Source organism: uncultured Nitrospira sp. (assembly GCA_902500695.1).
In the GTDB taxonomy this organism is placed as follows: Bacteria; Nitrospirota; Nitrospiria; order Nitrospirales; family UBA8639; genus Nitrospira_E.
In genome coordinates this window covers 1-22,832 of the sequence record CABVRQ010000050.1, presented here as the reverse complement: position 1 = coordinate 22,832, position 22,832 = coordinate 1, and the positions used below count along the sequence as shown (strand labels likewise).

Sequence of the window (22,832 nt, the reverse complement as noted above, 5' to 3'; positions counted from 1 at the left end):
TAAGGACACCAGCTATATTATGAAGAATGCACTCAAGCCTCTCTATGCCATTCTTGCCCCTCTTGCCTTTTCTGTTATTTCCGTATCCCCAGCCTCTCTTCATGGGGAAGAAGCGGATCTCAAAGCCACACGATCAGAGTTTCAGAAAATTCCTATTTGGGTAATGGGATTCTCGCCCGTTCAACGGGATACCGGCCTCTCAGAAGACATTGAGACTCAGGTCGCCTCCGTCCTTAAAGCAGATCTCAAACGCTCCCAAATATTTTCAATTGCTGAATTACCTCCTGACAAAGGGGATTTTTCTGACAATAAATGTATGAGTCTTTCATCAAATTTGGCACCGCACTTCCAAAAAGTGACGGTCTCTACCTGGGGGAGAATAGGAGTAGGAGGGACATCAAATGGAGTCCATGGACTTATCCTGGATGCCTGCGCATTTGATCCGGGACAACGGGACGTATTGACCGGAAAACGGTACTTTTCCCTCAAAACGACAGAAACCCTCACTCGCTTAATGGCCCATCGGTGGGCAGACGAACTGGTCTATCGATATACCGGCGAGCAAGGCATTGCCAGGACAAAAATCGCATTTGTAGGTCAAAAAGAGAATGGACGAGAGCTTTTTGTCATGGATTACGATGGGTATGATCCGCAACAGGTCACCGCTGACGGGTACTTAAACCTCATGCCTACCTGGGCCCCTGACCGGAAATCGCTTATTTACACCGCATATCGTGATCGCAAACAACTCATTATGAAAAGGGAATTGGCTACCGGTCGGGAAGAAATTTTGGTTTCACCAGCCAGTCTGAACATTACGGCCACCTTTGCTCCTGATGGAAAATCTATTGCCTATTCCGCTGCCCAAGATGGCAACTCGGATCTATATCAGATAGAATTGGACAGTAGAAGCGTGAAGCAGTTAACCTCCCACAATAGCGCAGATTTGTCCCCGTCATGGTCTCCCGACGGGCGACATCTGGCCTTCACCTCGGATCGGGGAGGCCGCCCCCAAATTTACATCATGGATTCCGAAGGCTTGAACGTCCGCCGCTTAACCTATGATGGAGACTACAACGCGGCGCCAGCATGGTCTCCAAAGGGAGATTGGATCGTCTATGTGTGCCGGGTGCCAAGCGAGGGATTTAAATTATGCCGCATCAGTCCGAACGGGGAACAACGGAAACAAATCACCAACGGGCAAAGCATTGATGACTCCCCGTCTTGGGCTCCAAATGGACGCCATATTGTCTTTAGTTCGATTCGAAGAGGAGAAAGTCAATTATACATCATCACTAGCGAGGGAGCAGGATTGGAGAAAATTTCCTTGGCAGGAGAACATCTCAGCTCTCCCTCTTGGTCGCCATTTCAACCATAATTAACGAGACAACAACCGTGATAGTCCAAAAAAGGAGTCGTTCCATGCGCCCAGCCATTCATGTGATTTCACTACTTGGCATTCTCAGTCTTTCACTCGTCAGTATGTCGGGATGTGGGGAAAAACGGATCCACGTTTCCACCGCCTCCGGTTCCCCAGGCGAAGAGGCTGGGGCATCACCATCAGACGCCGATTCAGCGAGGGTAGCAGGAACCTCAATTGATGAATCTTCCCTGTCAGGGCAAGGTACTTCCACCGAGGAAGTTCGGGCAGATGCCGTTCAACCACTCGATCCGATTGATCCTCTCAATTTTGGCTATGACCCCAATCACATGGATCAATGGTTCAAGCAGAACCCCCAAGCTGGAATCCTTTCCGAGAAAGATTCTGAAATTGAAAAAAGCAGTGCCAGTCCACTGATGCCGTTTAACAACGGAAATGACATCTCAACTCAATCCAGTTCTTCAGTCATGGACGGTTCCGATCAAGACCAAACAGGGACGTCCCCCTTCACCTCCCAGACGGAATTTCAAAATGATCTCTCGAATTTGCCAAAAGACACGGAACCAATTCCAGAAACGGTTCAAGTAGCGAAAGCTGAACCGTCAGAAATCATTCGAGAGCAGTTGGATAAAATTCATGAGGAAGAATTGGCCACAGTATCTGCTGGTTTAGAGGATGTATTTTTTCAATTTGATAGTTGGTCTCTCACCGCAGAAGCTAAGGATTCTCTCGAACGTGACATGGCTTGGCTCGCCAACGATCCCTCCTCACTCCTAATTATTGAAGGACATTCCGATCAACGTGGAACGCAGGCCTATAACATGGTGCTTGGGAAAAAACGAGCCATGGCTGTTCGGGATTTTCTCTCTCAATTGGGTGTTGATCCCTCACGATTGACGGTTATTTCCTATGGAAAAGACAAGCCATTTTGCCAGGACATCACAGAAGTGTGCTACCAATTGAACCGAAGAGGGCATTTGTTAGTTCAAAATTAGCAACCCATTCAATCGACCAGTTCTCGAAAACATGGAGGAATAATTCCAGAGTGAATATAGGGCTATTCTTGCAAAACATTTCAAGACTGTGGCCATCGTCTTTCCCTTTCAAATGGGCAGTTGTATGTGGGGTCTCCGGTTTATTGGCTACAGGCTGCGTGGCTCAACAAGCTGACCTTGCAAGAATTCAAAAAGACTTAGAACTACAAATTGCCAAGATCAAAGATGAAAAAAAAGCCCTTGGCTTACAAGTCGATGAAACCAAGGCGCAACTGATCAAGATGAATGAGGAAGCCCAAAAAACTCGGGGCAATCTGGCTTCTATTAATCAAAAAGCCACGCTCCTCCAAGAGAAGGATGTGGCTAGTTTATATGGAAAACTTGAAGAAACTGAAAAAAGCATCCAAGATCTCCAAAAGGACTATAAGAACCAAACAAACGCCTTGAAATCTGATGTCCAATCAATTCAATCAACGATTCAGACACAAGGGGAAGACCTGCAAACGGTAAAAACCCACAATACGACCCTCGCTCAACAGGTTGATGAAAACAATCAAGTATTAACCACGAACATGGGCGAATTTCAGAACTCCCTTTCCCAATTTAAAGATACCCTGACAAGCCTCGGAACAACGATTGGACAGGTCAAAACAGATTTATCAGGACAACGACAAGACCTCGGAATTGTGCAATCTCGCACAGAAAAACTGTCTGGTTCCATGCTCCAGGTTCAGGGAGGTGTAGAGAAATCCGGAGAGTTGTTCAGTGCCAGACTTGATGAACAATCAAGCCAAGTCACTCAGTTGCAAAATCAGGTCACGATGCTGCAAGACAAACTCGCCGCCGACACGCAAGCTCTTCGGACCTATCTGGAACAAGATGTGAATGCAGCCATGACCCGATTAGTTGCCGATATTAATACCCACCAAGGCCCCAAGCTTGCGCAAATTGATTCCTTACAAAAAGATATGGAAGCTTTGGGGACACACGTACAAGCAGATGCCTCTCACGTGCAGGATCTATCCCAATCAGTCCTCAAGCTTCGGGAAGCCCAGGAAGTCATGGGGAGTTTACTCGGAAAACGCGGAGATGAAATCATTCAACAAGCGGGACGACTTTCGGAACGCATGAATACGGTTGAAACACACCAAACCACACTGACTGAACAACTCCAATCCAATACCCAAAAGACTTCAGCCCATCTGGCCGAGGTGAATACCAGCCTCAACTCCATTTCTCAAGCTCTTGACCAAACCAGGCAATCACTCTCCAGCCGCCTGGCCAAACAAGAAGAGACGGGACAAGCACTCAATCAGTCAGTTCAACAATTCCAACAGTTGAAACGAGACGCCCAAGACCAAAAACAACAAGTGCAGAGCGTCAACCAAATCACAGATCAACTCAACCAGACGGTCGACGGAATCAGCTCACGATTAAAAGACCTGGAAACCCATCAATCCGGGCTGGTGGGGAAAATTGACTCTGACACCCAGTTGACCAATACCCACCTCCAAGAAGTCAACAGCGGAATTCAATCAGTCGCCCAAGCTTTGGAAAATGTCAGTACGAAGCTAAATGCTCGGATTGAAAGCCAAGAACAGCGGCTGAATCGGGCCATGACCTCTTTCCAACAGGTCCAGGGAACCGCCGATACCTCACAAACCAATCTGACCCACCTCAATCAGTTAACAGAAACCGTCAATAAATTGCGTGATGTTATCAATACCATTGGGACCAAATTGGGTGAGCGAGTGGACCAGCATGAGGATCGACTGGGCCAATTGGCCCAGAGGGTAAATCGCTTGCAAAGCCCAAAACCGCAAAAATAGCGTCCATCATTACTTAATATTCTCAAGGAAAGGCCGAGTATATCTCTATACCGTCATATGCCCCCTTTGTCTAAACGCCCTGGCAATTGATAAGATATAAAATAAAGGGTAACTAGGTTCCCTAATATCAGACATCTTTTGTAGCCGAGGCCAGTCTTTCATGACTCATAGATTTTCCAAAGCGGCTATTTTTATAGGGTTATCCCTGACGGGCGGATGGGGTTGCGCAACAGAGCCCAATCTAACTGACATCCAGAAACAAGTCCAAACACTCATGATCCAACAGGAAGCGTCCCACAAGCAGGAACAACAAATTATTGACCGAATGGAGACGGTTGAATCGCAATTGGACGAACATGATTTCTTAGTGGGAGAACTCATTAAAACAGAAGAAGAGGCCAGCCTCGATACTCGACACCTTTTGGAAAAGCTCGAACGGACCAGCACTCTGCTCCGAGAACAAATTGAACAAACCCGTTCTACCACTCAACGCCGTGATCAAGACCTGTCCATTCGGGTAAAGGCGCTGGAAGGCCGCATAGACAACGTGATTCATCAACCTCGGTCTGTGTCGGAGTCCCCGGACGGCACGACTCCTAATCCTGCAAACCCCGCTCCCAATCCGAGGGAGACCCAGACGGGGTTACCCGCTGCACCCGGACCCCCTGGGGAGAGCGCGGGGGCGGAAAACGAGGCGTCGGCTTTTCGGTCAGCCTATAAGGTTTTTCTCAACGGAAATTATGACCGGGCCTCGGTGGAATTTAAACGATTTGTCACAAATTACCCTTCGACCACCTTAACCCCCCAAGCCTATTACTACCTTGGGGAATCGTTCTACGTGCAAAAACACTATGACCCTGCTAAGCAAGCCCTGGAACAAGTCATCAGCCGCTATCCTAGCAGCAAATATCGGAGCCACGCTTTATATAAGCTCGGACAGATAATGCTTGAGATTGACCAACGATCAAAAGCTCAGGAACTGTGGAACTCCATCATACAAGATTACCCAGATTCACCAGAATCCACACAAGCGAAAGAGCAATTAAAAAAATCCGGGCTGTCTTGATTTTCTGCAAGTCTTCGCATTCTATTTTTCACACTAATCACCCCGTGCTTGGAATCCCATGCTTTCGACCGTAACTGGAAAAGTTCACATTCTTCCAGATAGCGTGTCATGTCGTATTGCCGCAGGAGAAGTGGTTGAACGACCAGCCTCGGTGGTGAAAGAACTTATTGATAACAGCCTGGATGCTGGCAGCACGTTGATCACCGTTGAGGTCGAGGAAGGCGGTCGACGGGTCATTCGCGTCACGGATAATGGGGCAGGAATGACGCGAACGGATGCCCAACTGGCCTGTCAACGTTTTGCAACAAGCAAACTCCGGTCCGAAGAAGATCTCTTGACACTCCTGACAATGGGGTTCCGAGGAGAAGCCCTTCCCAGCATCGCCTCCGTTTCTCGGTTTTCCTTAAAGACGGTTTCCCCCGAAAGCCCCCTTGGGACCCAGACCCTGTCAATGGGAGGAGTGGCATGGGAGGTTCAAGACTATACTGGACCTCTAGGCACTCAAGTGGAGGTACGTGACCTCTTCTTTAATACTCCAGGGCGGCTGAAATTTCTCAAGACCGTTCCCACCGAATTTTCTAAAATTTGTTATGTCGTCCAACAGGCGGCCGCCGTGCATCCAGGGATCCACTTTCGATTACGCCACCAGAATCATACGGTGCTGGAGTACCCTGCGGTATCCTCACTGCAGGATCGATTATTACAGATTTACGGACCAGACTTCCTTGAACGCTTTCTCCCCGTCACCTATAACGCTGGTTCATTTCAACTCACAGGGTTTACTGTCAGTCCTCACCATGCACGAACGTCTCGTGCGCCACAGGAAATTTTTGTTAATGGCCGCCCTATAAAAAATACGACTATTTCCCATGCGGTGCATGAAGCCTACGGATCCTTTTTACCAAAAGGAAAATACCCGCAATATATCGTATTTATCCAACTTGATCCCCAGACAATCGATATCAATGTCCACCCGACTAAACGGGAGGTTCGCTTCTCCCATCCAGAATTCATACATATGGGCGTTCTCCGTGGCATCAAAGCTCTCTTTTTCACGCAACCCCAACCCGACATCATATCCGATGAGCACAAGGAGAAGTCTGGCCCAGTTACTCCTCATTTAACCAGGACAACATCCGGATCAGTTAATGTCGCGCCGGCTCCATTCCAGCATGGGTCCGAATTTCCTCGAACGGGCACCTATCGACCTTACCCTCTTTCTCTTTTTGTCCAGGAGCCGCCCTCCCTCTATGGGAGTAGGGAGCAGCCATGTGAAGTGTATCCCCTCGGGCAAATTCATCACACCTATCTCCTTGGACAAATCGACCAGGATCTATTCATTGTCGATCAACACACGGCCCATGAACGAGTACGCTTTGAGAGACTGCTTCGGTCATGGAAGAAAAAAGAAATTCTCCAACAAAGCTTACTCATCCCTGAGCCGGTTGAACTTCTTCCCCACCAAGGAGAGTTAATGGAAGAATGGCTACCTTTTCTGGCTCAAGCAGGATTAGAGGTGGAGCGATTTGGAACCACATCTTATGTTGTGCGAGCCATTCCAGCCATGTTAGGAAATATATCCGTCGGTTCCCTGGTCCTGGAATTATTGGATGAACTCTCAGAGTGGCAATCCACAGATGCGCTGGACAACACGATTAAACCCATTCTGGCCACCATGGCCTGTCAAAGTGCCGTTCAAGCCGGACGCCCCATGACCCAGGCGGAAATCACCATCCTTTTACAGGACTGGGCACAAGAAAATTTTCCGATGACCTGCCCCCATGGGAGGCGAGTGGCCATTCGGCATTCCTTGGAAGAATTGCACACCATATTTGCCCGTCCATTGAAATAAGGCTCATTCCCTGGTTGTTCATGAAACAGGCCGATATCATCACAGCATGGAAACCCATCGTCGCCCTTGTGGGACCAACCGCAATCGGGAAAAGCCGTATCGGGATTGAAGTCGCCAAAATTCTCCACACGGAAATTTTAACCGCGGACTCCCGGCAGGTCTATCGTGGCATGAACATCGGTACCGATAAACCTTCATTAGCAGAACAGCAAAATATTCCTCATCGCTTAATTGATCTCGTCGATCCAGATCAATCCTTTAACACGGGCGACTTCCGGCATCACGCGACCCAAGACATTGCTCGCCTGCATCACCTAGGTCTCCTGCCCCTTGTCATCGGAGGCACCGGACTCTATATCCGAGCCCTCTTACGAGGTCTTTGCCCGGGACCACCGGCCAATTGGATTATTCGGAATGAATTAGCCCAAGAAGCCAAAACTCAGGGACCAGCTTTTCTTTATAAAAAGCTTCAACAGGTGGATCCCGAACTCGCACAACGGGTACATCCCAATGACCAGCCAAAGGTCCAACGCGCCCTTGAAGTGTATCGCCTTCTTGGCACGCCGCTATCGGTCATTCAGCAGCAACACCGATTTGACGACGCTCCCTATCCATACTTATTGATCGGGCTCACCATGGAACGCCAGACCCTCTATCAGCGAATAGAAACCCGCGTCGATTGGGAAATTCAGAAAGGACTTGTGGAAGAAACGCAATCCCTCATGAATCAAGGGTTTCCTCGAGAGCTCGGTTCCATGAAAGGGCTGGGCTATCGACAGTTTTCAGGATACTTATCAGGTGACTATTCCTATGAAGAAGCTGTGCGATTATTAAAACGGGATACCCGTCACTTCGCCAAACGACAAATGACGTGGTTTCAGAAGGAATCCGGTATTCAGTGGATCACAGTGAAAGAGTCAGACATCCCAGGTCAAGCGGCCACCAAGATCGTGGATCACATCAATCAGTTTCTCTATACCTTTGCAAGGTTACCATTTCCTGCGGAAGCAACGTCCCATTTAAAATCCACTCAATCGTCAGGTTAACCATCCAGGGCAGTTCATGATACAATGCGGAAAACTTCACTCCTTTGAGACATGAAAGACTCCTCATTAGTTCGGCCCCAAATCAGCATACCACTGAAACCACATGCCCTTCCCTTTTGATCAGAGAGACCTGCTCACATGGCGGAGAACGAGTGAGTGAATGAATATTAAACGGCCATCTTCGCCTACCCAACGGGCTCAAATCGGAATTATCGGAGGCAGTGGACTCTATGAAATGGACGGGTTCACCAACCTCAAAGAAGTTCGGGTGACAACCCCGTTTGGGAAACCTTCGGACGCCATAATTCTGGGAACCTTTCATGGCATGCGAGTCGCCTTTTTGGCTCGCCACGGTCGAGGACACCGCACTCTGCCTTCCGCCATAAACTATCGCGCGAATATTCATGCCCTAAAAGCCATGGGTGTGACGCGAGTATTTTCCATTAGTGCGGTGGGAAGTATGAAGGAATCCATTCAACCGGGGGATTTTGTCCTGCCTGATCAATTCATTGACCGAACCACTCAACGTGATAACACGTTTTTCGACCAGGGCATTGTCGCCCATGTCGCCTTCGCGGATCCCATGTGTGGGACCTTGTCGAGTGTGTTAGAAAAGGCCAGCCAAGGAGTCTCCGTGACGGTGCACCGTCCTGGTACGTACCTCTGCATTGAAGGGCCCCAATTCTCCAGTCGAGCCGAATCATTTCTCTACCGGCAATGGGGTGTGGATGTTATTGGCATGACAAATATTCCGGAAGCCAAATTGGCTCGTGAAGCCGAACTGTGCTATGCCACCCTTGCGCTGGTCACGGATTATGATTGCTGGCACGAGACAGAAGACGCCGTGTCCGTTGGAGCCATCTTATCCATCATGCATCAAAATGTCGAAACCGCTAAAATCGTTCTTCGGCAGGCACTCGATCTCGCAAAAGACCTTGGGCCTTGCTCGTGTCAGACCGCATTAGAACACGCCGTCATCACTCCGCTCAATCGAATAAGTCCGACCTTGCGAAAGCGGTATCAGCTTCTATTACGGCGCCATTTATTATCGACCACCCAACACTCCAAGAAAAGGTCCTAAATCATATGGGTAATTTATTAGTAGTAGGATCCGTTGCCTTTGATTCTGTACGAACGCCGTTTGGTGAAGCCTCGAATGTGCTGGGAGGATCCGCCACGTATTTTTCCACTTCGGCCAGTTTTTTCACAGACGTAAATCTCATTGCGGTTGTTGGCGAAGACTTCCCAAAGGAACATCTCGATTTCCTGAGCAGTCGAGGCATCAATCTTGACGGATTGGAGCAACGACCTGGAAAAACCTTTCGCTGGCGAGGAGAATATTCCTATCAACTCAACGAAGCCCAAACCCTGGAAACACATCTCAATGTGCTAGAAACGTTTCGGCCGAAAATTCCTGCCAGCTATACCACGCCATCCGCCTTGTTTCTGGGTAACATTGATCCAGAATTACAACTGGATGTCCTGAAACAAGTGAAGCGGCCATCCATCGTGGCCTGCGATACCATGAATTTTTGGATTGAGGGAAAAAAGGAAGCGTTATGGAAAGTCCTCGAACATATCGATATCCTCATCATTAACGACGGGGAAGCCCGTGCATTAGGGGATGACGCCAATCTCGTGCAAGTGGCGAAACGGATCTTATCGCGTGGCCCCAAAACCCTGATTATTAAACGAGGAGAATATGGGGTCCTGATGTTTCATCAGCAGGAAATTTTTGGAGCTCCAGCCTATCCGCTGGAAGCGGTAAAAGATCCAACCGGCGCTGGCGACACCTTTGCTGGGGGCTTTATGGGGTACCTTTCTGCCACCGAAAACTATTCACAAGCTGGGCTTCGACAGGCCATCATTTTTGGGAGTGTCATGGCCTCTTTTAATGTGGAGGAATTCAGCCTGGACCGACTCAGGCATTTAACCCGTGAAGACATTGATAAACGATTTACATCTTTTAAACATCTGACTCATTTTGAGGATTTGTCATAGGCCCCAAGATTTTCGGTACGCACACCATTTACAAGACGGGTGTCTTCCTATGACAAGCCATCAACATGAATACGGGAAAAGCCTTTCACATTCAGGATAACGCCATGGAAACTCTTGGTGGATTATTCCGACAGACCCGGGAACGACAACGTTTATCTTTGGAGCAGATCGCTTCCAAAACTCGCATTCAACAGCGCCATCTTCAAGCTCTTGAGGAAGAGGATTTCGCAAGCCTACCGGCCAAAGTGTTCGTCAAAGGATTCGTACGGTCGTATGCCCGTTCCTTGGGCCTGGATGAAGATAATGCCATTCAGCTATTCCTAACCACCTCCAGCGCTTTCTATGATCGCACCCAAGAGGAGCAGCAACACATCCAGGTCACATTGCAAGCAGCCCATCGCAAACGATTCAATTGGAATCTTGTTGTCATTCTTTTTCTGGCCATCGGTGGAGTTCTCTTTTATTTCCTACCCCGGCAACAGGAAACCGTTCCACTCACACCTGAATCCGAAACTCCTTTACCAATCAATGGAATACAGGAGGAAGGAATACCTGATCTTGCACGCCCCATTGAAGAGTCACCCGACAGCGTTTCATCAGAATCCCCTGTCAACACTGAAGTACAGATCACTCCTCCTCCCCCATCTGATATCACACCTCCACCGCTACCCCCTGAGCCTCAACCGATACCGACCTTGCCTGTTTCCCCCGTTCCCGAAAAGACCACCGGGTTCAATGGAACGCTGGTCCTAGAAATCGAAGCCACACAACTGACCTGGGTGGTGGTGCAGTCTGACGATCAGGCTCCGCATGAAGCCTTATTACAACCTGGACAAAAAAGCACCTGGAAGGCGAATACACAATACTTGCTCACGTTAGGGAATGCGGCCGGTGTGATCATCCGCCTTAATGGAGAATTAAAAGGTCCATTTGGAAAGCCAGGTCAGGTGGTCCGAGACATTCGCTTGAAGCCCTGATGGCAAAATTCGAGGGATAATGGCTCCGCTCAATCGTCCATCCTCCCGCCCTTCAAAATTTCCATAAATTCGCACGCACCATATTTGACTTGTTCTGGATAAAGCTGGAAAAGCCTTAGTCCTGCCTATTGCACCATTTTTAAAATAACCAGTGGAAGCAGTTCTCCTGACACGCAGTGGAAAACTTCTGCGGGATTGGATGCCACATTAACTCTTATTCACCTTCTTGACAGGCTAAAAAACTGATTGATATGATGAAAAGGTTTGGGTGGTTTAAATTTGACCTTATGTTTATGAATTAGGTTAATTCACCCCTCAAACAACACCAACCCAAAAAGAGGAAAAAAAGGGGAAGCGATAATGCAATCCCCATGTTTTTTTACGGTCTCATCAACTCTGTTTAACCTTAGGAGGCTTACATGACGTTTTCGATGAAAGTACTTGGAACCTTAACTGCCGCTATGTTTTTGACCACAGGCTTGGCCATTGCCGGCCCAGAAAAAGATCCAATTCCATCACGCGTTCCGGCTGATAAACGCTCAGAAGCCAAAAAAGATAAAACCCCTCTTTATGACAAAGCCGAAGAAGCATCGCCAGAGATCGTGGCGGAAGGCAAAGCCTTATTCGAAGGAAAAGGGACTTGTGTGAACTGCCATGGCGCCAAAGGTGATGGCCAAGGGCCGGCAGGAGCCGTCTTGACCCCAGGTCCCCGTGACTTCACCAATTGCAAATTTCACAAGAAACGGAAAGATGGCGAACTCATGTGGGTCATCAAGAACGGTAGCCCTGGCACAGGCATGGTGCCTTTAGTTCCAGCCACCATCAGTGAAGAGGAAGCCTGGAAGGTCATTGCGTACGAAAGAAGTTTCTGCAAAGAGTAGCTGATATTTAGTATTTTTGCGAAAAACCCCCGCTGGGCTGAGCTCAGCGGGGGTTTTTTATGAAAAAAACCTGAGACCCTGCCAAGTATGGCGTTTCCCCGTTGACACCATCCAAATCCCTTGACTAGACTCAACTTGGTAGAAGGCCACACGTACCAGTATTCGTCAATCAAATTTCTAGAGTAAGGAGAGCATTTTCATATGGCCAAACGACGATCACTTCAGGAAGACGCAACGTCTCTAAAAACCAAGGTCACCAAATCCCTAGCCAGTAACGACAATCCTGAGGGAGATTCAACCATCCGGTCATTACGAAAACGTTTACGAAGAGTGCAACGGAAGGTTCGAACTGCTAAACGGCGCGAGGAACAGCGGAAATCAAAGAAAGTCGCGGCAGAGGCCTAAGGTTCTGCAGATCGACCCTGAAGAGAATTTGGAGGAATTGAGGCATGCGGGACGACCAAAAAAATATGGATGATGCATTTTCAGATAAAACGGAGGAGTTTGTATCCTTGGAAGGCAAGACAACCTTGCCTCAAGATGAGCTGGTGGATGAAATCTCCGAAGCCATCACGGCGGAAGCAGATGAAGAAACAACAGACATCGTCGCCTCTGCTGAACACGAAGAAGGAACAGAACAAGAAGAAGAGTTAGTCGAAGAGCAGGTCAAAGATGAAATCGATATTCAGATCGATCTCTTGAATGACTCAGAATGGGTCGTCCGACGCGAAGCAGTGATTACCCTGGGAGAAATGGGTGATGAACGTTGCGTTGAACCTCTCGTTCGATGCCTTCGAGACGGAGATTGGCAGGTTCGGGACGCCGCAGTTGAAGCGATCGCCATGATTGGCTCACCAGCCGTGGACCTTCTACTCCGCTATATACGAGACTACGATGCTCGGAAATCAGTGATCAAAGCGTTGGGGAAAATTAACGATGAACGAGTCCTTGATCCGTTAATTTCGATGCTTCACAATGATGAGTTTAAAGACGATGCGACCTGGGCGCTCGCAGAACTTGGACAACCGGCCGTTGGACGATTACTCGAATGCCTGAAGAATCAAGACGAAGTGATTAGGAAACAGGCCATTCTGGCTCTAGGAGAGATTAAGGATTCCAGTAGCGTTGATTTATTGATGGAAGGATTGCAAGACTCTGACTGGTTCATCCGACTCTCGTCCGCAGCCGCACTAGAAAAAATTGGGGATCCTCGTGGCCGTGAGGCGATTAAGCTTTTGGCAAAAGACCCCGACCTGGTGGTTCGCTTACGAATCGAACACATGTTGGCAGAATGGAAAAAGCAGGCCGTCACGGCTTAAGCCTGATTTACCAGTCCAGGTTATGAAAATACCAGACCCCTCCATTGTCTAGACGATGGAGGGGTCTTTTTATGAGAGGAATCCCACCATACCTTCCCATCCTAACTCTTAAATTCCATATAAGGCTCCAACCAAGCGATAATCTGGAATTAAATAATTCGATAAAATGGGAAGAGAAGAAACAATGAACGCAACTGGCGAGCTAGAGGTAGATTTCGTCAAGGCATAACAGACTGCAACTCCTGACGAAGATCGTCCAACAAATGAGGAGGAAGGCTTTGTCCTTGAGCCAGGCGTTCCTGAGCCTCTCGAATTTTCTGTTTAACAATTTTGATTTTTTGAGCCATGGGGCCTTGAGGGTCCAACTCAACCGCTTGATCTAAATGGTGAAGTGCACGTTCAAACTCGCCTGAAGCTTCCTTGAAGTGATGATCTAATAGATACGCCCGGCCTTCCAAAAAGCCGTCTTTTGCTGCCAACATTTGTCGCTGCAAGTTGGTCTTCCGATCAAATCCAATCGTGTTTTCCAAGACCTGCCCGGACAAATCACGCAATCCTTGCTTCACGACATCCGGTTTTTGCCCCGTGTAATAGCCCAATCCAAATACAATACCTAGTAGAATCAAAATTCGTAAAAATTTCATAGTGGACCACGGCTGTTCAGAATAATTCCCGCTCTTCGTTGAAAAGACGTCAAACCCTTTTCACTCCATGAATGAAACTGGAAGGAAAAATCATATCGATCGAAGAGATACCGATGAGACAGGGAATAGTGGACCATACTTAAGGTCGATGGTATCACTGGATTACAGAACCTACAACTGTGATACGGACGTCCCATGGTCTTCTGCGAAAAGATTCGCCTAACACGCATTAGACACAAATTTGTAGAATTCGCTAAGAGATTCAGGCCAGTTTTTCGTCTCGGGCCTTCCCTGCCTCCGAAAACAACGGCGTATACGCACGATTCACGTATTCTTTGAGCATGCGGCGAGCACTGAACTGTGGAGCCGATGTCCGAATGGAATTTTTGACAACAGTGCACCACCCATGTGGAACGCCATCAACACCACGGTCGTAATATAACGGAATCACATCGTTTTCCAGCAGGGTGTAGAGTCCGACCATATCCAAGTCATCCTGAGCCCAATCGCCAAGTGGTTCTTGAGGAAGAGGCACGGCCCAGCCGTTACTTCCATCATAGCCTTCTTTCCACCACCCATCTAACACACTCAAGTTGGGCACACCATTTAAGGCGGCTTTCTGGCCGCTTGTCCCGCTAGCCTCTAACGGCGGGCGGGGATTATTGAGCCAGACATCCACCCCTTGCACCAAAAATTTGGCCACATGCATGTCATAGTCCTCGACAAACGCAATATGGCCTCCCAGATGGTGCGCTTTGGCGAATTGATAAATACGATGGATAAGTTCGCGCCCTGCCTGATCGGCAGGATGCGATTTTCCGGCAAAGACAATTTGAACAGGTCGCCACGGATTTAACAGAATCTGTTTCAGCCGCTCCAGGTCTGAAAACAACAGCGTGGCCCGCTTATAGGTCGCAAATCGTCGTGCAAATCCCAGAGTCAACGCATGCGGCTCAAGAAACGCCCCACTCGCCAACACCTGGATAGGCTCCATCGTCCCATCCATCCATCCCATCCTGGCGCGCTGACGGATAAAGCTCATCAGCTTTCGTTTCAGAAATTTCCGGACCTCCCATACTTCCTCATCCGGCACCTCCTTCATCCTCTGCCACATGTTGAGGTCGTCACAGCGTTCCCGCCAGTCAGATCCAAGATATTTTTGATACAACACATCCATTTCCTGGGCAATCCAGGTTGGGACATGCACCCCATTGGTGACGCTGTGAATGGGGACCTCATGCAGCGCCCGTTCCGGCCACAGAATGTGAAACATCTTTTTTGAGACCTGTTCATGTTCCTTGCTCACGCCATTAATAAACGAGGCCAGACGGATAGGCAATGTCGTCATATGGAATTGATCCGGTGATAATTCCGGATGACGACCCAATGCCATAAAATCTTCCTGCGTGAGTCCTAATTCTTCCCACCACCATTGACAATGCTCGCGAATGAGGTCTCCAGAAAAGACATCATGACCTGCAGGAACAGGCGTATGGGTTGTAAATACGGTACTCTGACGAACCTGAGCGGCCGCCTCCGATAAGGACAGCCCCCGTTGAAGTTGTTCACGAATCCGTTCGACCAGAAAAAAAGCCGGATGTCCTTCATTGGCATGCCACACATTGGGATCACGCCCCACCGCACGAAGAGCCCGCACACCGCCGATGCCCAACAACAACTCCTGACAGAGCCGTGTGCGATGGTCTCCACCATAGAGTCGAGCGGTCAGATGACGATCCTCTGGTGAATTTTCCGGTGTATCAGTATCCAAAAGATAAAGCGAAACCCGGCCAACTTGGATCTGCCAGATCACACACGCGACCATTCGGGTACCCAGTTGAACTTGAATCTTTGCCAAATCCCCGGCTGGCGTACGCGCCAACTCAATCGGCATCATCATCGGATCAACGGAATCATACACCGCTTCCTGCCATCCGTTGGTATCCACAACCTGCCGAAAATAGGCCTGGCTATACATAAACCCGACAGCCACCAACGGAACTCCCAGGTCACTGGCCTCTTTGAGATGATCACCAGCCAGAATCCCCAATCCCCCGCTATAGAGGGGAACCGAACGATGCAATCCAAATTCTGCCGAAAAATAGGCAATTGTGCGATCCTGCCACTGAGGATACGTTCGCCCGAACCAGTGGTCCTTGGCCTCCATATAGGCATGAAACGCCTTCATGGCCTCGCGATACAGGGAAAGAAACACCACATCTTGTCCGAGAGCATCCAACCGGTCAGAGGCAATCCGCTGCAACTGCTTAAGAGGATCGTGATACGTCAACCGCCAGAGCGTGGGATCAATGTATGAAAAAACGGCCCGGCCTTCAGGAGACCAACTCCACCAGACATTATGAGCTAACTCAGAAAGATTACGAAATTCTTCCGTCAACAAACGAGTTGATTGATTCATAGGGTAGACTCACAAAAAGATGGCATCATCCAATGGTGAAAGATCTTCACCAACCGGAAACACATGTTAAAGTGGTAAATGAGAACACTCAGAAGAGTCAGTTAGAGAGGGTTAGGCATTCCCAACAGGTTGATTTGGATTCGTCCCCGATTGCGCCAACGAAGCCACAACCGCAAACCGCTCGCCCACAATTCGGGTCGCCCGGTTCATGTGCTTGGCCAATTCCTTGGCCTCATCATCTGGAAGGTCGCGGCGAAACTGCGGATGGAGCCCCCACCAGGATTCGACTTCTTCCCCCTGTGCGCGAGACACCACACTGATCAATTTAATCAGGTTCTTGCCTGCCTGGTCGGTGGCACCTGATTTCGTTGAAGAACTGCCTTGTTGAGCAGCCACCGATGAACCGGCCCCTTCTTCCTTCGCCACCGAGGGAGCCGCAGACCTTGCAGCTTCTACTTTGGGTTGAGTGGCATCTTCAAATAAGCTTTTGAGAGCCGGCACGACCGCACTTCCACACAAAAATGCCGCAGCGGTAATTTCCTGTTTGCCCGGGGCTCCGGCTTTAGAAGCAATTCGTTCCGAAAAAAAATGGAAATATTGATCCCGCTCTTTGGATTGGTCTGTAACGACAAACTTAAATTTTTCATAGGTTTTCCGACTATCGGATACCACCTGCCCAACAGACAGGGTCACCTCCATGTCGTCCACTTCACTCGAACTCAAGGAGGGGGCCAGGACGGTTTTTAATTGATGGGCCACGGAATCTTCCAAACTATTCATAAATTCCTTTTGGGCCTGTATCGGAATATAAAATCCAGACAGCCGATCCACAAGATTAAATAGCATGCGCAGGAATTCCAAATAAATCTCCCATTCCTGCTTCCGCTGCAGCTTCATGGCGAGCTTTTGGTCCGACCGTTTGATCAGACCGACCGATTCCCGAGCCACGCTCATCATCGTATGAGCAAGGTCCTTCAGCACATTCTCGTAATTTTCTGCAGATTGTTTGGCCATGTTCAACTCCCTAATTGAGTAAAGTATAGCTGAGGATAGAAGACCTGTCCAAGCCTAATATCGTTCGCGTTGCAACCCACCACCACGTATGCTATACACGGCCAAAGGTCTTCGAAAGACGAAACTCGGGTTCAAACCTCCCGTCAATTCCTGCCAATGGATTCATGGATTCCACTTCGCCACCATCCAAAGTTTATGTCCTGAAACGACCACTGGAGGAGTCCACTCCACCAAAATTATCGCGTAATTACGCGGAAGAATTGAATCCCCAACAACTCGCCGCAGTCGAAGCCGTGGAAGGTCCAGCCCTCGTCATCGCAGGCGCCGGCAGCGGGAAAACACGCACCCTCGTATACCGGGTCGCCAGGCTCATCGACCTGGGCATTGTACCCAGCTCCATCTTACTCCTGACCTTTACCCGAAAAGCCTCGCAGGAAATGCTCAGCCGGGTCGGACTTCTCATCGGACTCCGCGCCCAGCAAGTCGGTGGTGGGACCTTTCATTCCATGGCCAATATCCTCCTTCGACGATATGGCCGCCCCGTCGGCCTGGAACCAGGGTTTACGATACTCGATCGTGGAGATTCTGAAGATCTCCTGAGCCTCCTCCGTGGCCAATTGGGGCTGAATGATACCGGCAAACGATTCCCGCGCAAACATACCTTATCCGAAATATTTGGCAAAACGGCCAACACCCTGGAAAGCCTGGAAAATATTGTCATCAACGAATATAGCCACTTCGGGGAGTATCTCGGAGAACTTCAGAAACTCCAGGCCGCCTATGAGGCCGCCAAACGCCAACGGCAACTCGTGGATTACGACGACCTCTTGGTCAAACTCCTTGAACTCCTGGTCATCGACCAACCGACCAGAGAAACCATCAGTCAGATCTTCCGCTATATTTTGGTGGATGAATATCAAGACACCAATCGCCTGCAAGCCTCATTGGTGCGCAATCTGGCGGCCACCCATGACAATGTCATGGTGGTGGGCGACGATTCGCAATCCATCTACGCCTTTCGCGGCGCCACCTTCCGCAACATCATGGAATTTCCCGACCTCTTCCCTGGGGCCGTCATTTACAAATTGGAGGAAAACTACCGGAGCACGCAACCGATTCTCCGACTGGCCAACAAGCTCATCGAAGCGGCGCCGGAAAAATACAGCAAAACGCTGTTTACACGGAAGGAAGAGGGACCATTACCCACCGTCGTGGAGGCGATGGGAGAAAATGCCCAATCGCGATTCATTGCCCAAAAAATTCTGGAATTAAGGGAGGAAGGCATCCCCTTAGATGAGATCGCGGTGCTGTTCCGATCCAGCTTTCATGCCTTTGACCTCGAATTGGAACTCACCCGCCGAAACCTCCCATTCATAAAACGAGGCGGGTTTAAATTCATCGAAACGGCGCATGTCAAAGATCTCATGGCTCATTTGCGTGTCATTCACAATCCGTTGGACACCGTCAGTTGGAACCGGCTCCTCTTGCTCCTCGAAGGGGTCGGCCCCAAAAAAGCCAAAGATCTGATCGCGTCCATCCTCCAAGCCCATGGCCAGTATGAGGTATTAAAGCACAGCACCGGCCGTTCAGCCTCCGGATTACGCCAACTGGCCGCCACACTGGATCAGGTCACGGAAGATCCCCTCACCCCCGCCGTGCTGCTCGGGGAAATGATGGAATACTATGTCCCTCTCCTCAAAGACCAGTATGACGATTACCCCAAGCGGATTCGGGACCTGGAACATTTATCCGTCATGGCGGAACGGTACGAAAGCCTCAACGACTTCCTGGCCGATCTCACACTCGAGCCCCCGAATGAAAGTGTGGTGGACGTGGATGCCCCCGATCGGGACGACGAGCGGTTGATTCTCTCCACTATTCACTCGGCTAAGGGATTAGAATGGCAATGCGTCTTTGTCATCTGGCTGGTAGACGGACGGTTTCCCTCAGCCTACTCCTTCATGGGCCCCGAAGAACTGGAAGAAGAGCGCCGACTGCTGTACGTCGCGGTCACCAGAGCCAAACACCACCTCTTCCTCACCTACCCCATCAATGTGTACGATAAAATGACCGGGTCGGTCCTCACGAAACCCTCACGGTATCTGGACCACATTCCGTCATCGTATTTCGACACATGGAGCCTGGTTGAAGAAGATCAAACCTATTCCTGGAGGTAATTTCTAGTAGGATGTCGAAAAACCTAAAAATCTTTAATAGGCTCAACTTGATTCAATACTTCACAATATCTCTTCAGTGGTGGCAGAGTGTTCAAAAAGGCCGGTCCAGTCCTGCCCTGAGGCCTCTCGAAGGGAAGGCCGCAGGCATTTTGGCGAGCGGAGCGTACGGGGGAGTACGTGAGCACGACAAAAGGCCGAGAACGCAGTTGACGGACTTTTTCAACACTCTGCTAGTGACATATTTCGGTCGGATGTTGGGCCTGGCCCTTCTGGTCAGCCTGATAGTCGTACACATGCCAAGCCAAGCCTGGTCCGCTGAGGAGGCTCCCTCGAGTCGTCCCAACCCCCGGCATCCGTGGCCTGCCCTCCTGCAGCAAGCAGATACCCTGGGGCTTCCAACGGGATTCCTCAAACACATCGACCCCAAATTTGTCACCGTACACTTCGAAGACCTCCGCACCTACGCCGCAGAATATCATCCACACGATCACACCATGATTCTCAACCTGCGACTCTCCTTTAATGAAGCCGGCGGCGCATTGGCCGATCTGGCCCGGATGACCCACCATGATATTGCCCTGCTCTATCATGAACTCCTGCATGCCTATCTGGACTATCTCTACGCCACTGATCATGGACAAGCTCTGACCACGGAAGACCAGCAAGTATTGGAGGTAGCCAACAGCCAGATGGCCTGCCATTACCGCTTTGTCCGGATCAACCCGATTCGCCAACTCAAAGGCGCCACCGAACTGCGATTTCTCTCGGATCAGGATAGTTGGGAAGTCATGAACGAAACCTGGGCAGTCTTTGTCGGCTGGGTGCTCTGGACAAAATTGGAACTCTTCCAGGATCACCTGAGCACAAAAAACTGGACACCGGCACTCATCGAACAATGGACCCAACGATTAACGGATGCGGTGAAATCCGGAGAATTATTGGGCTACTATGAACCCGATGATCCGGATGAACGTCAGGTCGCCCGTAAACGCTTCATTGCCCCATCGAATGGCCTTACCCCACAGGATGTCGAACTGTTGTTAACCACGGTCTTAGGGGAATCACCCGAACTGGTCCAGGCCTCCACCACGGTCTTTGAGCAGTACCAAACCAGCATAGAACCGGCGCCATCCTGCGAATAAATTCAGGGACTCCGGCAGGTAGACATCACCTAAACATCCATGCTAGCTTCAAAACTTTTCCGGGGCTGTTGCCATCTGTTTTCCCTCTCTCATGGCTGAGAGGCCACAAGAACTAGAGGCCGGATATCATTGCCAATGAACACAATTTTGCGCCTGTAGCTCAGTGGATAGAGCACTTGCCTCCGGAGCAAGGGGCCACAGGTTCAAATCCTGTCAGGCGCACCATGCACGTGAATATTTCGAAAGTTCCCACTATTATTTGTCACGAAGGCCAAAGGGAAGATAGAATTCCCCCTTCTGATCACACACAAAGGAAAACGATCAGAAAAATAAGCACAAGACGAACGACAAATCGCTAGACACATTTCACATATCTTCATATCGGTGGGGCCGTTAGCTCAGTTGGTAGAGCAGCTGACTCTTAATCAGCGGGCCGTAGGTTCAACCCCTACACGGCCCACCATTTTTACCTGACAACAACGCTTTGTAAATACAGTTTGACTACTTTTTTGAGCCTACTGCTCCCTCTAGGAAAATCCAGTGACATATGAATGGGACACGGCTAAAGCTGCTGCCAACCTCCGCAAACACAAAGTGTCTTTTACTGAAGCCGCTTCTGTGTTTCTTGATCCTTTAGCCCTAACGTTTGATGATCCGGACCATTCCGTGGAGGAAAACCGTGAAATCACTATCGGAGTCTCAAACAAAGAACGTGCTCTATTTGTCTCACACTGTTTTCGAGATGATCGCCTCAGAATAATAAGTGCTCGAAAAGCAACAAAAATGGAGAAAACGCAATATGCCGAAAAGCTCAGAAAATGAGATGCGTGCAGAATATGATTTTTCCAAATTGAAGGGTGGGGTGAGAGGGAAGTACTACTCAAAGGCAAAAGCAGACACCAATCTCGTGCTCATCGACCCCGATCTGGCAAAGGTCTTTCCCAACGACGAGTCCGTTAACCGAGCGCTTCGACTATTACTTCAGACTGCCAGCGATGCGACCAAACCATCTCACAGCACTCGAAAGAAGGAAAAAAAGTCGCCTACCCCCAGACCTAAGAGGGCTTCACGCATTCCCACTAGTCGTTAAGTCTTGAGCAGATACCGTTTAACCAAAGACTTAGGTCATCCACCCCAACTTCCTGTTCGGGGCAAAGTCTGTTTTAAACCTGTTTCTCGAAATTGGACGGCTGCGTTTCCCTCTACTTCAATGGCAGAGTTTGGATTTTTTGACCATACGGGAAATCTCTGTTCGACGGGTCAAGCAACGGATGAGCGGCAGCCCGCAAGCGTAGCGAGTGGTTTGCCCGACTGCATGCGCTTGTTGAGCGACATCTCGCTCTACGCAAAGAATCTTTCCGGCGTCACCGGCTTGCGTCTTCCACCGCTACAGCGATCACGATGAGAACGGCATAGTCCTGCTTCTTGCAGCCCTCGACTGCAGGCATCGCCCCACCTGGAGTGACTGGAAACGCAGTCTTCTGCACGTTTGCCGGAGAACACGAACCATCACCGGTCATGGGTGTATAGCGCCCGGAGCGGCACGCCAAATGTGTCACGTCATAGAGCGTCGCCTGGTCATCAAGCTCCCAGCGCCTATTGCCATCCTTGTCAGCGGGATGAATGGTCAGCACGGTCGTGACTTCGCGGTCGCCCGTGACCAGGTATTTGCCAGGAGGGATCGGAAATTTCGGCTGCTCCATGATGAGACCGTGTTCCTCCAGCCACCAATCCCTGTGGTCGAATGTCCAGCGTGCCGGAGCGATGCCACCCGCCTCCTCCAACTGCTCAAAGCTGCTCAACCTCACTCCCCGGGGGCCCGGATCCAGAGGCCAGAGACCCCACAACTCCGCACCGTTCCCGAATATGGCACCTGGAGCACCCAATGCTGCGATGTACTGCGTCGAAATGCGCTGGAACTTCGTCTGATCTCCGTCTGTGGCGTAAACTGTCTGACCCAAAGCGGCCATTATCATGAGCAATGCCGTCACAAGGCATGCGCGGCTAATCAACAGAATCCTTCCGCGAGTGGGCCTTGAATTCAACTTGTAAGTGCAACAGTTAATGGTGTGGTGGTGTTAAAGAATAC

20 protein-coding genes and 2 tRNA genes are annotated in these 22,832 nt (G+C 49.7%); 18 read left to right on the top strand and 4 right to left on the bottom strand.

All coding sequences use genetic code 11. The annotated features are described in order from the left end of the window. Positions 1-19: 19 nt before the first annotated feature. From AAH187_RS12875 to AAH187_RS12820, 12 genes are all read left to right on the top strand, one after another. Positions 20-1,378, top strand: coding sequence for a hypothetical protein (locus tag AAH187_RS12875; RefSeq protein ID WP_342348866.1), 1,359 nt, complete (start codon positions 20-22; stop codon positions 1,376-1,378). Between the two features lie 44 nt (positions 1,379-1,422). Continuing rightward, positions 1,423-2,376: an OmpA family protein gene (locus AAH187_RS12870; RefSeq protein ID WP_342348865.1), complete on the top strand. Its 954-nt coding sequence runs from the start codon at positions 1,423-1,425 to the stop codon at positions 2,374-2,376. A gap of 158 nt (positions 2,377-2,534) precedes the next feature. Continuing rightward, positions 2,535-4,205: a hypothetical protein gene (locus AAH187_RS12865; RefSeq protein WP_342348864.1), complete on the top strand. Its 1,671-nt coding sequence runs from the start codon at positions 2,535-2,537 to the stop codon at positions 4,203-4,205. Positions 4,206-4,365: 160 nt separating this feature from the next. After that, positions 4,366-5,271: a tol-pal system protein YbgF gene (gene ybgF / locus AAH187_RS12860; protein WP_342348863.1), complete on the top strand. Its 906-nt coding sequence runs from the start codon at positions 4,366-4,368 to the stop codon at positions 5,269-5,271. 58 nt (positions 5,272-5,329) lie between these two features. Then, positions 5,330-7,123, top strand: coding sequence for a DNA mismatch repair endonuclease MutL (gene mutL, locus AAH187_RS12855; RefSeq protein WP_342348862.1), 1,794 nt, complete (start codon positions 5,330-5,332; stop codon positions 7,121-7,123). A 20-nt stretch (positions 7,124-7,143) separates the two neighbouring features. Further along, positions 7,144-8,169 carry a tRNA (adenosine(37)-N6)-dimethylallyltransferase MiaA gene (gene miaA / locus AAH187_RS12850; protein ID WP_342348861.1) on the top strand — a complete coding sequence of 342 codons (1,026 nt, stop codon included), beginning with the start codon at positions 7,144-7,146 and terminating at the stop codon, positions 8,167-8,169. A gap of 160 nt (positions 8,170-8,329) precedes the next feature. Next, positions 8,330-9,250 (top strand): S-methyl-5'-thioadenosine phosphorylase, encoded by a 921-nt coding sequence (mtnP, locus tag AAH187_RS12845; RefSeq protein WP_342348860.1) that lies wholly within the window; start codon positions 8,330-8,332, stop codon positions 9,248-9,250. A gap of 5 nt (positions 9,251-9,255) precedes the next feature. Next, positions 9,256-10,170, top strand: a complete 915-nt coding sequence (locus tag AAH187_RS12840) for a PfkB family carbohydrate kinase (RefSeq protein ID WP_342348859.1) — start codon at positions 9,256-9,258, stop codon at positions 10,168-10,170. Positions 10,171-10,235: 65 nt separating this feature from the next. Further along, on the top strand, positions 10,236-11,147 hold the full coding sequence (locus AAH187_RS12835) for a RodZ domain-containing protein (RefSeq protein ID WP_342348858.1): 912 nt from the start codon (positions 10,236-10,238) through the stop codon (positions 11,145-11,147). Positions 11,148-11,566: 419 nt separating this feature from the next. After that, entirely contained in the window at positions 11,567-12,028 is a 462-nt protein-coding gene (locus AAH187_RS12830) for a cytochrome c (protein ID WP_342348857.1), read from the top strand. Positions 12,029-12,229: 201 nt separating this feature from the next. Then, the gene (locus tag AAH187_RS12825; RefSeq protein WP_342348856.1) at positions 12,230-12,433 is read left to right on the top strand and encodes a hypothetical protein; all 204 of its coding nucleotides are present in this window, start codon (positions 12,230-12,232) and stop codon (positions 12,431-12,433) included. A gap of 44 nt (positions 12,434-12,477) precedes the next feature. Continuing rightward, entirely contained in the window at positions 12,478-13,347 is an 870-nt protein-coding gene (locus AAH187_RS12820) for a HEAT repeat domain-containing protein (protein WP_342348855.1), read from the top strand. A gap of 218 nt (positions 13,348-13,565) precedes the next feature. Here the strand turns inward: AAH187_RS12820 and AAH187_RS12815 are convergent, their stop codons facing one another. From AAH187_RS12815 to AAH187_RS12805, 3 genes are all read right to left on the bottom strand, one after another. Continuing rightward, a complete protein-coding gene (locus tag AAH187_RS12815; protein ID WP_342348854.1) occupies positions 13,566-13,991 on the bottom strand; it encodes a hypothetical protein in 426 nt (141 codons plus the stop codon). Positions 13,992-14,253: 262 nt separating this feature from the next. Then, positions 14,254-16,410: an alpha-glucan family phosphorylase gene (gene glgP / locus AAH187_RS12810; protein ID WP_342348853.1), complete on the bottom strand. Its 2,157-nt coding sequence runs from the start codon at positions 16,408-16,410 to the stop codon at positions 14,254-14,256. Positions 16,411-16,521: 111 nt separating this feature from the next. Next, positions 16,522-17,424, bottom strand: coding sequence for a hypothetical protein (locus AAH187_RS12805; protein WP_342348852.1), 903 nt, complete (start codon positions 17,422-17,424; stop codon positions 16,522-16,524). 164 nt (positions 17,425-17,588) lie between these two features. On the opposite strand from AAH187_RS12805, the gene AAH187_RS12800 reads away from it, so the two are divergent. From AAH187_RS12800 to AAH187_RS12775, 6 genes are all read left to right on the top strand, one after another. Continuing rightward, a complete protein-coding gene (locus tag AAH187_RS12800; RefSeq protein WP_342348851.1) occupies positions 17,589-19,601 on the top strand; it encodes an ATP-dependent helicase in 2,013 nt (670 codons plus the stop codon). An 11-nt stretch (positions 19,602-19,612) separates the two neighbouring features. Then, complete coding sequence (locus tag AAH187_RS12795) at positions 19,613-20,743, top strand: hypothetical protein (protein ID WP_342348850.1); 1,131 nt, start codon at positions 19,613-19,615, stop codon at positions 20,741-20,743. Positions 20,744-20,892: 149 nt separating this feature from the next. Beyond that, positions 20,893-20,968: transfer RNA gene (locus AAH187_RS12790), tRNA-Arg, on the top strand. Positions 20,969-21,130: 162 nt separating this feature from the next. Further along, positions 21,131-21,206 (top strand) — tRNA-Lys (locus AAH187_RS12785). Between the two features lie 77 nt (positions 21,207-21,283). Further along, positions 21,284-21,565, top strand: a complete 282-nt coding sequence (locus tag AAH187_RS12780) for a BrnT family toxin (protein ID WP_342348849.1) — start codon at positions 21,284-21,286, stop codon at positions 21,563-21,565. After that, the gene (locus tag AAH187_RS12775; protein ID WP_342348848.1) at positions 21,543-21,833 is read left to right on the top strand and encodes a hypothetical protein; all 291 of its coding nucleotides are present in this window, start codon (positions 21,543-21,545) and stop codon (positions 21,831-21,833) included. The genes AAH187_RS12780 and AAH187_RS12775 overlap by 23 nt, the downstream gene beginning before the upstream one ends. 274 nt (positions 21,834-22,107) lie before the next feature. On the opposite strand, the gene AAH187_RS12770 is transcribed toward AAH187_RS12775, so the two are convergent. Then, complete coding sequence (locus AAH187_RS12770) at positions 22,108-22,704, bottom strand: hypothetical protein (protein WP_342348847.1); 597 nt, start codon at positions 22,702-22,704, stop codon at positions 22,108-22,110. Positions 22,705-22,832 lie beyond the last annotated feature (128 nt).